This is a genomic window from Paenibacillus pinisoli, from assembly GCF_003605435.1.
In the GTDB taxonomy this organism is placed as follows: Bacteria; Bacillota; Bacilli; order Paenibacillales; family Paenibacillaceae; genus Pristimantibacillus; species Pristimantibacillus pinisoli.
Genome location: NZ_QXQB01000007.1, coordinates 77,664 through 90,342, shown reverse-complemented (window position 1 = coordinate 90,342; position 12,679 = coordinate 77,664). Strand labels below are relative to the sequence as shown.

Annotated in this window: 12 protein-coding genes; 3 read left to right on the top strand and 9 right to left on the bottom strand. The window is 49.8% G+C overall.

The window, feature by feature from the left end; all coding sequences use genetic code 11:
* The first annotated feature begins 564 nt into the window (after positions 1 to 564).
* On the top strand, positions 565 to 1,371 hold the full coding sequence (locus D3P09_RS24550; protein WP_243644459.1) for an AAC(3) family N-acetyltransferase: 807 nt from the start codon (positions 565 to 567) through the stop codon (positions 1,369 to 1,371).
* A gap of 233 nt (positions 1,372 to 1,604) precedes the next feature.
* Here the strand turns inward: D3P09_RS24550 and D3P09_RS24545 are convergent, their stop codons facing one another.
* The 8 genes from D3P09_RS24545 to D3P09_RS24510 form a co-directional block, all read right to left on the bottom strand.
* Positions 1,605 to 2,345, bottom strand: a complete 741-nt coding sequence (locus D3P09_RS24545) for a tyrosine-protein phosphatase (RefSeq protein ID WP_120114080.1) — start codon at positions 2,343 to 2,345, stop codon at positions 1,605 to 1,607.
* Positions 2,345 to 3,178 carry a carbohydrate ABC transporter permease gene (locus D3P09_RS24540; RefSeq protein ID WP_120114079.1) on the bottom strand — a complete coding sequence of 278 codons (834 nt, stop codon included), beginning with the start codon at positions 3,176 to 3,178 and terminating at the stop codon, positions 2,345 to 2,347. The genes D3P09_RS24545 and D3P09_RS24540 overlap by 1 nt, the downstream gene beginning before the upstream one ends.
* A gap of 15 nt (positions 3,179 to 3,193) precedes the next feature.
* Positions 3,194 to 4,159, bottom strand: a complete 966-nt coding sequence (locus D3P09_RS24535; RefSeq protein WP_120114078.1) for a carbohydrate ABC transporter permease — start codon at positions 4,157 to 4,159, stop codon at positions 3,194 to 3,196.
* 63 nt (positions 4,160 to 4,222) lie between these two features.
* The gene (locus D3P09_RS24530) at positions 4,223 to 5,545 is read right to left on the bottom strand and encodes an ABC transporter substrate-binding protein (protein WP_120114077.1); all 1,323 of its coding nucleotides are present in this window, start codon (positions 5,543 to 5,545) and stop codon (positions 4,223 to 4,225) included.
* Between the two features lie 78 nt (positions 5,546 to 5,623).
* Positions 5,624 to 6,448 (bottom strand): metallophosphoesterase family protein, encoded by an 825-nt coding sequence (locus D3P09_RS24525; RefSeq protein WP_120114076.1) that lies wholly within the window; start codon positions 6,446 to 6,448, stop codon positions 5,624 to 5,626.
* Entirely contained in the window at positions 6,445 to 7,446 is a 1,002-nt protein-coding gene (locus tag D3P09_RS24520; protein ID WP_120114075.1) for a metallophosphoesterase family protein, read from the bottom strand. The genes D3P09_RS24525 and D3P09_RS24520 overlap by 4 nt, the downstream gene beginning before the upstream one ends.
* 175 nt (positions 7,447 to 7,621) lie before the next feature.
* Positions 7,622 to 8,269, bottom strand: a complete 648-nt coding sequence (locus tag D3P09_RS24515; RefSeq protein ID WP_120114074.1) for a GntR family transcriptional regulator — start codon at positions 8,267 to 8,269, stop codon at positions 7,622 to 7,624.
* An 85-nt stretch (positions 8,270 to 8,354) separates the two neighbouring features.
* A complete protein-coding gene (locus D3P09_RS24510; protein ID WP_120114073.1) occupies positions 8,355 to 9,617 on the bottom strand; it encodes an MFS transporter in 1,263 nt (420 codons plus the stop codon).
* Between the two features lie 131 nt (positions 9,618 to 9,748).
* Between D3P09_RS24510 and D3P09_RS24505 the strand changes: the two genes are divergently transcribed.
* On the top strand, positions 9,749 to 10,351 hold the full coding sequence (locus D3P09_RS24505) for a TetR/AcrR family transcriptional regulator (RefSeq protein ID WP_120114072.1): 603 nt from the start codon (positions 9,749 to 9,751) through the stop codon (positions 10,349 to 10,351).
* Between the two features lie 109 nt (positions 10,352 to 10,460).
* On the opposite strand, the gene D3P09_RS24500 is transcribed toward D3P09_RS24505, so the two are convergent.
* Complete coding sequence (locus D3P09_RS24500; RefSeq protein ID WP_120114071.1) at positions 10,461 to 11,141, bottom strand: TetR/AcrR family transcriptional regulator; 681 nt, start codon at positions 11,139 to 11,141, stop codon at positions 10,461 to 10,463.
* 129 nt (positions 11,142 to 11,270) lie between these two features.
* Here D3P09_RS24500 and D3P09_RS24495 point away from each other — a divergent pair, with 129 nt between their 5' ends.
* The gene (locus tag D3P09_RS24495; protein ID WP_120114070.1) at positions 11,271 to 12,620 is read left to right on the top strand and encodes an MATE family efflux transporter; all 1,350 of its coding nucleotides are present in this window, start codon (positions 11,271 to 11,273) and stop codon (positions 12,618 to 12,620) included.
* Positions 12,621 to 12,679 lie beyond the last annotated feature (59 nt).

The following is a 12,679-nucleotide window of genomic DNA, read 5'->3' as shown; positions in this document are numbered from 1 at the left end:
CGGTGGCAACGAAATGCAAAAAAGAGGGGTGGCCTACCCCTCTCTTTTTCTATACACTATTTCCAGAACCGCTGAATGAAGATAAGTACAAATTCGTATAGACCAAATTGGTCGTCTCCTCCACTCGTAAAGAGTGCAATTAGCCAAGCATATAGCTTAGAATCTTCAAACCCATCATCAGGGCATTTAATTGACTCATATTGCATGAGTCATTCTCTTTTACTGCACTAGCCTACGGACTTACCCGTAATTTAGTGAAGGGTAACTGCCCTTCTCACATTATATTCCTCGCTTTATCTGTTTGCAACAGAGCTTTGGCCGTCACTAAAATGAGACAAAAGCTCCTATTCGAATCCTTTTCGCCATTAGGACAAGAGTTTGCCCTCTCAGCCTTCCTACAACAACGTCAAAGCTATTGCCGCATAGAAAAAGAGTTGGTATAATATAGCCAGTAATGAAATTTTAGGGCACTGCATCGCTAGCCTTGCTAGAGACAACCCCGCTACTTGTAGCTGGGTTGTTTTTTTGTTTTTTCATTAAAATGAAAAGGTGGAGATTCCGATTATGAATACCCAGGAAACAAGAGCCCTCCTCACCAAAGAAGACCTCATAGCACAATTCAAAAAATGCGGTCTCATGGAAGGACAGACCGTCATGGTCCATACTTCGTTAAGCAAGCTTGGCTTTGTTGTAGGCGGAGCCGAGACGTTCATTCGATCCCTGCTTGAAATCGTCGGAGCAACAGGAACCCTGGTCATGCCATCCCAAACATGGAAGAATCTCGACCCGTCCACAGGCGTGCACTGGGAAGAGCCCATAGAGTGGTGGCCTGCCATTAGAGCGCACTGGCCCGCTTATGATAAGGAGGTTACTCCGGCAATCGGTATGGGTGTCGTAGCCGAGATGTTCTGCAAGTGGCCGGGAGCCAAGAGGTCCGATCACCCTGCTCGTTCCATAGCGGCGGTGGGCAAGCATGCGTCATACCTTACGGAAAATCATGATTTAAGCAATATTTTTGGAGAAGGCTCCCCGCTCGATAAGCTGTACCAGTTAAACGGCTGCGTGCTATTGGTTGGTGTCGGCTACGATAAAAACACATCGCTCCACTTAGCGGAGACGAGAGCGAATTTCCCTGGCAAGAAGTTCTCGGAGGAAAGCAGCGCCATGATGATTAACGGCAAGCGCGAATGGGTGACCTACAAGACCCAAGCCGTAGACGACGAAGATTTTATTCAATTGGGACAGGATTACGATACCGAAAAGAACGTGAAGATTCACAAAGTCGGAAATGCCGATGTACGGTTCTTGGAACAACGTCCATTGGTGGACTGGGCCACGGCCTGGATGGAGCGCAATAGGATGCGTGTCTAGCTTTTTATAAAATAGTGGATTTGGAAATAATCCGGCACCTTTGATCAATTAGCGGAATATTTGTGGAAATGTTTAAACCGATGAAACAATCACAACCATCGCCCGCAGAGAAAGTGAAATAAGCTGTCTCCGGCACAATAGCCAAAGCAGCTTATAGGGTAGGGCTTTTTCTAAATGTCCACTAATGGGGTCTTGACCATATCCGTTGAATGCTTTTTTCAATATACTAACGGTTACGGCTGCAGCAGCATCCGTTTCAAGCCCGTGATTTGCGCCTCGCTTAATCCGATTTCCGCCAAGTAGCTTTCTGCGCCGCCGAATGCTTCATACAGATGGTCGAGCATCATCTCCATATTCTCCGGGGCACTGCCGAGGAATATTTCATACATCTCAGCCGGCATCTGCGGAGGACGGTCCTCACGGAGCACGTTCATAATTGGTGCCAGGTTCACTTCCGTCTCAGCATAATCAGCTACGATAACCGAACGCGGCGTGCCCGCGAGATCAAGCAGCAGGCCGGCGATTACGCCGGTCCTGTCTTTGCCCGCCGTGCAGTGGAACAGGACGCCTGCACCCTCCGCTTCCGCCATCCGCTCGAACACCTCGCGAAGCAGCGGACCGCATTCATTCAACATGCTGACGTACATATCGCCCAGGCAGCGGATGTTCATCGTCGCCGTGGTTGCGGGATTAATCAAGCTGATATTATGGTAAGCTATCCGCTCCGAAGCAGCGAATACGTTGGGCTTCGTATCGAGTTCAAGCTGGTGGCGAAGGTCGATTACGATGCGCACGCCCGCTCCCCATATCGCTTCCTGATCATCCGTGGTCAACCTGTGCATGCCGTCGGCACGAAGGAAACGTCCCTTTTGTACCGATTGTCCTTCAGCAGCTGCGTAGCCGCCGATATCCCTTACATTAAATGCACCTTCCAGCTTAAGAAGCCGTGCGTTATCATTCGTTGAAATCGTCATTATTTCAGCCCGCCTTTTACGAAAGAATCTATGATTTGTCTTTGCAGCAATAAGTAGATGATTAATACAGGCAAGCTGGCAATTGTCGTTGCCGCCATAAGCGCTCCCCACATGTTGCCGTCAGAGGAGATGAACATTTGCAATCCTTTTTGTACGGTGGAATTGTCCAGCTTGGTCGTCACGAGCAGCGGCCAGAAATAATCATTCCATGAGGTAATGAATAAGAGAATGCCGATAGAGGCAATCGGTGCTTTCAGATTCGGCATAATCGTGCGCCAGAGCACGCCCCAGTCGGAAGCGCCATCCAGCCTTGCGGCTTCGATCAGCGGTTTCGGATAAGACTTGAACGCATTGTACAGCTGCAGCACCGCGAAAGCCGATGCGATGTTCGGTATGATCAGACCGGCCAACTGGTCCCGCCAGCCAAACCCGCTGATCGCCACGTAATTTGGAATCATAATCACTTGAAACGGAACCAGCCAAGTGAGCGCGATCAAACCATAGATCAGGTTGCTGCCGCGGAATTCCCAGCGCGTGAACGCATAAGCGGCCAAGATGCTCGTCAGCAGCTGCATCACCGTCTGAATGACTGCAACCACGAAGGAATTGGTCAGCATCCGGCCCATCGGAATGGCGTTCCAAGCCTGCACGTAATTGTCTAAGGTGATATGAAGCGGAATTAAGCTTGAAGTAAATACTTCGCTCTCCGGCTTCAAGGAGGTTACAACCATCCAATAGAGCGGAAATACCGCCAGCAGCACGAGCGCGATAAGCGCGCAATGCTTGACCGTCACGGCGGTAAAGGAACCGAAGGAACGACCTGCCTTCTCCATTTATGTCTGCCCCCTCTAATTATCGAAGAACGACAGCTTCTTCGTCAGCTTCAGAAACAGCCAAGCCAGCGCGCCGAATCCAAGGAAAAAGACGACCGCGGCAGCGGAGCTCGAGCCGATGTTGAACGATTGGAAGCCGTACGTCCACAGCAAGTAGTAAATATTCGTGGTTGTATTAAAAGGTCCGCCTTGCGTAAGAACGTTAATATACGAGAAGCTCCATTCGGAAGCGAACAATGTGCTCATCATCGCCATAAACAGAATCGTCGGCGACAATAAAGGCAGAATGACATGCCAGATGATCTGGAACCGGTTGGCCCGGTCGATTTTCGCCGCCTCGATATATTCCTTATTAAGGCCCGTCATTGCCGCCGAGAAGATAAGCGTGCTGAAGCCGATCAGCTTCCAGCCCGTTATGAACGTAATCGACCAAATCGCCCAGCGCTCGTCGGTAAAAAACCGGATCGGTTCGGACAGGTGGAACCAGTCCGTGAGCGCCTTGTTCAATATCCCGTTCGTCGGATGCATGATCCAGCGCCATACGGACGATACCGCTACCGGAGCCATAATCATCGGCAGGAAGATGAGCGCCCGGTAAAGATTGCTCGCCTTTCTGCTGATATTATCGGTTGCAATCGCAATGATCAACGGGATAATAAGCGAGAACGGAATGACGCCCAGCGTATAGATCAGCGTGTTCCATAACGCAATGCCCATCTCCGGCAAGCCCGTCAGATTAGTGAAATTTTTCATGCCGACATATTGCTTCGGCGAAGTAGGCAGCAGATTCCATTGATAGACGCTTAACTGGAACGTCTGGATCAACGGTTTATATACCCAGAAGCCGATGGATGCCAGGGCCGGCAATAGATAGAGGTACGGCTTGATTCGGCCAAGCCGCAGCAGGAACGGCTTCCGTTCCTTGCTTTGCGCCTTGGCTCCCGCTGCCTGACGGGTCGTTCCTACTGCTTCATAGCTCATCGCCTTAACTTCCTTCCTCTTCCTAAATCATGTTTGCTTATGAATGTCATATGTTCTCATCTGTTATTGGATCAGCGCTTGCGCGCGTTTTTGCGCATCCTGCATGATTGCGGCAACATCGACGTCTCCTGCGATCGCCTTCGAGACGGAATCGTTCAGAATCGTCTCGATTTGCTTCCAGTTCGGGCCCGGATACGATACCCAAGGCTTCAAGCTGTCGAGCTGTTCCAGGTTCGGCTTCACAAGCGGATTCGCTTCTACCCAATCCTTCAAGTAATTCGGGTCGTCTATGATAGCTGGACGAAGGGGCAGGTAGCCGATCTCCGAAGTGATAATGGTATAACCGCGTTCGCTGGTTGCAAATTTAAGGAATTCCCATGCCGCTTGCTGCTTCGCTTTGTCGTCCGACAAAATGAACAATGCGCTGCCGGAGTTGACTGGGGTCGTCGGTTTATCGCCGAATGCCGGCATTTTGGCCGTCTTCAGCTCCCAGCCGCCTGCTTGCGATGCGGCTACGAACGAGCTTTGCAGCGCACTGGTGAACAGCAGCATCCCGATTTTGCCCTGGCTGAACGCTTCGATCGCTTCGCCGTCATTCAGCTTGCCATTGGCGCCGCTCTTGATCAGATCCTGCCACATTTGCACCATTTCAACCGCTTCCGGTTCGCCGAATTTGATCGTTTTGCGATCGTCGGAGAGAGCTTGTCCGCCGTTGCTGCCGATCAGTGCCTGGATGATCCAGTCTCCGCCCGTGGCTCCGCCGACATGTGCGCCTGTCATGCCGGTCTTCTCGGCGATGTTCAAGCCATATTCCTTCACTTGCGTCCAGGTTGTCGGCGGAGCAGCCGGATCAAGGCCTGCTTCCTCGAACAGCTTGGCATTGTAGAACAGCACCGGCGTGCTGAACGTGAATGGCAGACCGAATGTCTTGCCATTTAATTGACCGAGCTTCAAGCCGTTGGGCGAGAAACCTTCGAAGTTGCTTTTCAACTCGTCCGCAGCCACGATATCCTCAAGCGGCTTGGCATTGAAATTGTTCACAGCGAAATCAAGGCCGTCGAACGTCAGCTGTGCGACATCCGGCGCCGAACCGGCTACGATATCCGCCTGTACCTTAGCGTTGATGTCGGTAGAAGAAACCGGAATGGCATCGATCTTAATATTCGGATGCGCCGCCTCGAATTCGCTGATCAGCTTCTCTGTTCCCGGCACTTGGCTGGCAATCGCCAGATTGTAGCTGTAAAACTTCAGCGTAATTTGCTCGTTTACACCCGCATTGCCGCCATTAGCAGCATCCGTGCCGGAGCCTGTCGCCCCATTGCCGCACGCTGTCGCAATCAAGGCGAGCGACACTAGAGCAGCCGCCAATCTTTTCTTGTAAGCCATTGTTTCTCCCTCTCCTCTGCAAGTTCTTTCGGCTTTTTGTTTGTATTCAAAGCTATTTAACGCGATGCCTGCCAATCATTAAGCATGGGCGTGCGCGGCATCCATCTTCCACTCGAAAACGACTTTATGATCGCCCGCCATCGCCATCGGATGCACGACCATTTGCCCTTTCTTCACCAGCACGAGGTTGTAGCCGCTGTTGTCGACGAACTTCATGCTGTCATTGCTCGTCGGTTCGATTCCGAATGCGACACCTGTTGCCGCAGCGCTTGGAACGCCTTGGAACAGTCCGATATTGTTGCAATGAATGTGGCCGGAGAGCATGCCGATAACGTCGCTGCCCGCGATCGCTGCAGCAAGATCCTGGGGGTTGTCCAGCAGATGGCTGTCCATTAGCGGAGTCAGCGTAGGAACGACAGGATGGTGATGCACGATAATCGTTCCGTTCGGAGCAGGCGTCTCCAGCTCTTCGCGCAGCCACTTAAGCTGCTCCTCGTCCAATTCCCCTGCATGCTTGCCTGGAACTTGCGTATTAAGGACGATCAGGCGCAGTCCGCCTTCCATCACAGTGTAATAGTAGGATTCTTCGGAAGGCTCTTCCCGCAAGTAGCCTTCGCGGAAAAAGGATCGCGTGTCGTGATTGCCAAGCGCTACATAGACCGGCACGCCGAGCTTCTCTTTCTCCTCGTCCAGCAGCATACGAAGGTGGCGGTAATCTTCCGTGTCGCCGTCTTGTGTCAAGTCGCCGCTGATGACGACGAACGCCGGCTTTTGACTGAGTCTTCCTAGCTCCGCGAACGTTTCACGAAGCTTCTTGGTCATGTCCATTTCGAACAGCGGGTTTTTACCAGGTACGTTAATATGCGTATCAGTCAGATGTGCGAAGAAAATGGATGTTGTCATTTTTTTGCCTCCTGGGAATGTGTTTGCGGCTTGTAGCTGCCGATCTCGCCAATTCCGTCCAAATGCATAACCCGGTAAGTTGGCTTTCCATCACGCACGTTAACCCATAACAGGACATTATCGCTTTCCGGCCCTTCGCCATGGGCATGTCCGCCGGTTCTGCCGAGCTGAATATGTTCGCCATTGCCGGATACGGAATATTCCATCGCGTGAAGGTGACCAGCGAAGATGGTATGAGGCCGTCCGTCCAGCAAGCCGATCAGCTTATTGTATCGCTCGTTCTCCGATTTCCATCCTGGTTTATGCATGCTGACAAACGTCCATTTCGCATCGCGGTTCTCTTCCAGCACACGCTCTGCGAATGCCATTTGCTCGTCGCTGAGCGCGAGATCAATGCGGGACATTCCTTCCAGTTGCTCTGGAGACATGCGGCTTACGATGTCATCGTAAAAGGCTTGCATATGCGCCGTCATATGTTCCGGATCGTTCTGAACGTTGTACGTCGCTTTTTTGATCATGTCGATAAATTCATCAGAAAGCTCTGTCGGAGGATCCTCCGTGTTAAGTACGAGGAACAGCGCGTCTCCTGCCCGAAAAGCATAATAGTCGAAGCCTTTTCGTTCCCTCCAGACGTCCAGCATCACTTGATTGCCGTAATCATGATTGCCGACGACATGGAAGAAAGGCAATCCCGTGGCCTCGATTTTCTCATCGATATACTCCCATTCCGCTCTTGCGTCCGCAGCATCCTTCCAGTAGCCTTCGATCAAATCCCCTACTGACAGGACAAAATCCGGCTTCAAATCCGCTACAACCTCCAGCGCTTTCTCGAATACTCCTGCCGTTGCCATTCCGCAACGGTCGCCCAATACTGCAAATGTAAAATCTCCTGCCGCAATCTCCCGCAGTTGGCCGAACCAAGGCCGCTTGTCCGTTTGAAAACGGACATCATCATACCATACCTCGCCAGCATATCGGCTTGCTTGAAGTATTGTCACAAGTCTTTCTCCTCTCAGATCGCGGAATGGATGCTCGTTCAATCGAGATCAGTATACAAGTTGTATGTAAGTGAATTGTTATCGCAGTCTAAATGATATGTAAATCTCCATGCTGGGCTAAAAAGCAAAAAAGGATGCCTGTTATAGGCACCCTTCTTGTCTATTAGATATAGTTTTAGATGACGCCGCTCAGCATCAGCTGCTCCGTCGTATACTTATAATTCTCTTCAATAGCCGCTTTCGCCCCGTCATAATCTTTGCGCAGCAGGGCTTGATAAATTTTCCCGTTCATTACATTGGCCCACTGCGGCTTGAGCTGCGGGAATTGCTTGCGGAAGGTAACCATCCGGCAGACGAACTTGCCACGGTAAGATTCCAGCACCTGCAGCATGTAATCGTTGCCAATAGCGCTTAAGATCGTCTCGATACACATTAACGAATTGTTATAGTAGCCTAGATAGTCCCCGTTCTCACGGGAAGCGTCCTGGCGCTGCAAATAAAGATGAAGCGCTTGTAGATCGAATGCCAGCTCTCTTTGCTTAGCCGCTTCCAATACAAATAACTGCATCGACACGAGAACCTCAAGCATCTGGCTGAATTGCCGAAAAGAGATTTCCTTCACGAGAACGCCACGCCCTTTGAAGCTTTCGACGAGCCCTTCCTTCTCCAGCAGTGAGATCGCCGCACGAACCGGCGTCCGGCTCATGCCAAGCTCACCCGCCAGCTCGTTCTCCGACAAGAGCATGCCCGGCATTACATCCGCCCGCACGATCCGGTCCTTGATTTGATTGTATGCTTCCCATTCTAACGAAGTCGCTCGCATGCTATCCTATCCTTCTTCTTCATTTGGACTATCGTAGCAAACCGATAGTCATAAGGATAGTAAAGATATTGTAAAATACACGAAGTTAAAGTGCCCCGCTTAGTGCAGCCTTCTTATTTTGTATGCTAAGACCTCTTCTATGTGTCATGAATAATACCAAGTATCCCAGCGTGACAAGGATACAAATCATGATGTCAACAAGGATCAGATTCTGATAATTTCGGAAATAATCGAAGGAAAAGCCTCCTATTAACGCCCCCATAATGCCACCGGCCTGGTGGAAGAAGAGTAATGTCCCTGCATGTTTCCCTTTTCCGTTGGCAAATTCATTGATGACAAGGATCCCTCCCGGCACTGCGCTTAAGTAGGTAACTCCGAACGCTATCGCAAAAACAATAGGTGAACTTCCCAGATGCATAAAGAGGAAAGCAAAGCCCAGTATACGTATGCCATACAAAATAGACATCATCATTAATTTATTGTACCGGTCCAGCAAATAGCCGCAAATGAGTGCCCCCGTAATTTCCATAATGCCAAGTATGCTCATGGATAGGGCGATCATGCTTGGTGACACCTCTGCCAGCTGATGTATGGCTACTAAATTCATTTCGACGGATCCCATATTGACTCCGCAGGTGAAAAGCGCAAATGCGACCACAATAAAGACAGGAAGATGAATGAATTTCTTGGAGGATGGGGTTGCGGTAAGAGGCGCATCAGACTCTTCAACTTCTATTGGATGATCCGATTGGGGTTTCTCCATCTCTTTCTGCCGCTGGCTCTTGATTCCTAGCCAAATCACAGGCAATGTCACAAAAATGCCTAGGGCAAAAGAAGCCATAAAGGCATCCTTCCAAGTCAGCCAACCAATGGATACGAAAATTGGCGTAATAATGGCTAACCCTACAGAGGATGCGCTCGCCAACAGCGACATGGCTTTAGCCCGGTGATGCCTAAACCATTCTAACATCAATAAATAGCTCGTCGTTGCCCCAATGCCGGCTAACCCAGAGATCACGCCATATCCAACAAAAAAGACGATAGGTTCGTTCCCTAACAAGACAACGCCAGTGCCCATAATACTCATGACTGCACTTAAAAAAAGCACCTTCTTTGTGCCGTAACGATCGGCAAGCCAGCCTCCCACAAGCGCGCATATAGCTGTTATGAATAAGTTGGTTGACCATGCCATTGAGATAAATCCCCTGCTAATCAGTAAATCCTCCGAGATTTGCACCTGAAAAAAAGCCATGCTAAATCGGGTCAAGGCGCCGATAAATCCAACAATCCAGAGAGACCCCAATCCAATCCAAGCATGCTTGGATTCCTTAAACCATGTCGCGCCCACTCTTATCCCCCTTGTCACTCAAAAAAGATACCGATCGGTATCTTCAATATTAACACAGCTGCATGGTTTTGCAAGAGTGGAAATTCATTTGTTATACTACGTGTACAATACAGTTAAATAGGGGGATGACGATGGAGAAAGGCGAAAAAACTCGTGAGTTTATTATCACTAAGGCTGCTGAACTTTTTAACCAAAAAGGATATTCGGGTTCATCCTTATCCGATATAACCGAGTTGACAGGCATCAAAAAAGGCGGCATCTACCGCCATTTTTCCAGTAAAGACGAAATTGCATACGAAGCTTTTAGCTATGCCGGCCAAATTGTAGGGGCCCAGCTTGCCCATGCAGTCAATCAACAAGAAACGGCCTCTGGCAAGCTGCTGGCATATTTGCGCGTATACGAGAAAGTAGTGGAAGCGCCGCCCTTCATCGGAGGCTGCCCGCTCCTCAACACCGCCATTGATAGCGATGACAGCCATCCAGGCTTACGTGAAAGAGCCAAGCAAGCCCTATTAGACACGCTGGAATCCCTCAAGAAAATCATTTCCCAAGGCGTGCAAAGCGGCGAATTTAAAGAAAACCTCGATATTGAGGATCTGGCTACCTTCACCCTTTCCATCATGGAAGGCGGAATTATGATAAGCAAACTCGAAGGCAATAATCGGCATATGCGAATGAATATCAGGAGCTTTGCTGCTTATCTGGAAAATGTGTGCCTCCGTGAACCTCATTAGTTCCTTCCATGGCAAGTTTGTTACCAGAACAAAAGCCCTCAGAGTGATGAAGGGCTTTTGAGTAAGCTTCTATATTTAGACCCGATATGAAGCCTTTGCCTTGAATCCCCTACTTCTCCTGCTCCTTTATCACCTGCTCAATCCCCGACAGAATCAGCTTGAGGCCGAACTGGAACGCCCCATCGGTCCCCATCAGCTCGAACAAGCCGTTATGGAACATCCTCCGGAACAGTCCCGCTTCCGCCTCGGTCATGGAATCCAAAAGACGGACCATCTCATCACCCGGAAGCATGCCCTTTTCCTTAACGATAGTGGCTACATTGCGCTGATGCTGATAACCGTCCAGAACAAAGTAGAAGACATAATTGAGAAGCGTAAGAATCGCTTGAAATTTCTGATCCTGCCCAAGAGGCGTCGATTCCACGCAGAGCAGCGTACGGTTGGTGAAGCGGATGTAGTCCGGCTCGTGAGGCAGCGTCATCATCATAAGCTGCGTGGAGCAAGGGTATCGGCATAGCACGCTCCGTACCGTCTCGGCAAGTCCTGCGAGCTGCTCCTTCCAATCCCCATCGGAGTGAAACTCCTCCAGAATGATTTTGGACACCTGGTTGGCCAGACGCTGGTAGAGATCTTGCTTGCTCTTGAAGTACCAGTATAGAGAGGGAGCCTGAATCCCCAGCCGGTCGGCCAATCGCCTCATACTGAATTTCTCTATTCCTTCCTCCCCCAGAAGCTCCCAAGAGGCTTCCAGAATCATGTCCTCCGAAATCTGAGGCTGCTGTTTCTTCATCGTTATCCGCCCTTTTATCTAACAGTGTAAGTTTGTTCTTTACAGGTTCATACGTTCATGATATCATCTAACACTGTAAGGTTCAATCTAACACTGTTAGATAAACAATAAAAGAAAGAAGTGACCCGCATGGATGCAGAAAACCTTCATTACTTTGAAAAAGCGCCGGTCGCAAAAGCCGTAGCTCACTTCGCAATTCCAATGATGTTAGGCACGTCGATGAGTGTGGTCTACGCCATCTTGAATGCCTATTTTCTCGGTACGCTCCACAATACTGCTATGTTAACCGCACTAGCACTCACTTTGCCGTTATTCGCCATCATTATGGCGCTTGGCAATTTGATTGGCATAGGCAGCGGTACGTTCATCTCCCGGTTGCTAGGAGAGAAAAAATACGACGATGTGAGGCATGTGTCATCCTTCGCCTTTTACAGCAGTCTGGTTCTCGGTCTTATCGTGATCGCCGTCGGCCTCCCGTTGATCGATCCGATCGTTCATGGGCTGGGGGCAACGCCTGACTCCTTCGGCTTCACGAAGGACTATGTCATGGTTATGCTTTTGGGCTCGCCATTCGTCGTATTGTTCTTCACGCTGGAGAATATCGTTCGTTCGGAGGGTTCCGCAATCACGTCGATGACTGGTATGATCCTCAGCGTTGTCGTAAATATTATTCTCGATGCGCTTGTCATCTTCGTCTTCCATTGGAGCATAATCGGCGTTGCGTCCGCCACAGTCATTGCTAACCTGGTTGCGAGTATGTTCTACGCCTTCCATATGAGACACAAAAGCCAGTTCTTAACCGTCTCCATCAAGTGGTTCAAGGCAACCAAGGACATCCTGGCCAATGTCTTCAAAATCGGCGTTCCCGTCTTTGTCATGAGTGTCTTCTTGGGTGCCATGTCGCTCATCCTCAACCATTTTCTTGTTGAATATGGGGATCAGGCCGTAGCGGCTTACGGAATTTCATCGCGTTTGCTGCAATTCCCAGAGTTTATTCTAATGGGCTTGTGCGAGGGCGTCGTGCCGTTGATCGCTTTCTCTTTTACAGCTAATAAATTGCGCATGAAAAATACCATTGGATTTACGATCAAAGCGATTTTGGCATTAGCAGTCGTGTTCGGCATTATCGTCTATTTGATTTCCGACCATTTGATTGGTCTGTTTACAGCCGACCCGCAATTAATTGAAATGGGCAGCTATATTCTGCATGTGACGTTCTTATCCTTGTTCATTACAGGATTGACGACATTGTTTGTCGGGATCTTCCAAGCAACAGGGCAAGGAACCGCCGCATTTATGATGTCCATTATTCAAGGAATGACTCTGATTCCTGTGTTGTTTATCGCCGATCGCATGAACGGCTTTCACGGGGTAATCTGGTCGCTCGTCATTGCGGATGCCGTCGCATTCCTTGTTGGTGCCGTCATGCTGTATGCTCTGCGGAACAAATTGCAGCCTGCTGCAGAATTACTGGCCTAAATGTTGCTCCCATCCCTCCGGCGGAGGAATCCAGATAAACGAAAGCCACCAATATCCTT

Coding starts and splice junctions, on each gene's coding strand:
- D3P09_RS24550 (WP_243644459.1), top strand. CDS start 565: ATGAATACCCAGGAAACAAGAGCCCTCCTCACCAAAGAAGACCTCATA.
- D3P09_RS24545 (WP_120114080.1), bottom strand. CDS start 2,345: ATGACGATTTCAACGAATGATAACGCACGGCTTCTTAAGCTGGAAGGT.
- D3P09_RS24540 (WP_120114079.1), bottom strand. CDS start 3,178: ATGGAGAAGGCAGGTCGTTCCTTCGGTTCCTTTACCGCCGTGACGGTC.
- D3P09_RS24535 (WP_120114078.1), bottom strand. CDS start 4,159: ATGAGCTATGAAGCAGTAGGAACGACCCGTCAGGCAGCGGGAGCCAAG.
- D3P09_RS24530 (WP_120114077.1), bottom strand. CDS start 5,545: ATGGCTTACAAGAAAAGATTGGCGGCTGCTCTAGTGTCGCTCGCCTTG.
- D3P09_RS24525 (WP_120114076.1), bottom strand. CDS start 6,448: ATGACAACATCCATTTTCTTCGCACATCTGACTGATACGCATATTAAC.
- D3P09_RS24515 (WP_120114074.1), bottom strand. CDS start 8,269: ATGCGAGCGACTTCGTTAGAATGGGAAGCATACAATCAAATCAAGGAC.
- D3P09_RS24505 (WP_120114072.1), top strand. CDS start 9,749: ATGGAGAAAGGCGAAAAAACTCGTGAGTTTATTATCACTAAGGCTGCT.
- D3P09_RS24500 (WP_120114071.1), bottom strand. CDS start 11,141: ATGAAGAAACAGCAGCCTCAGATTTCGGAGGACATGATTCTGGAAGCC.
- D3P09_RS24495 (WP_120114070.1), top strand. CDS start 11,271: ATGGATGCAGAAAACCTTCATTACTTTGAAAAAGCGCCGGTCGCAAAA.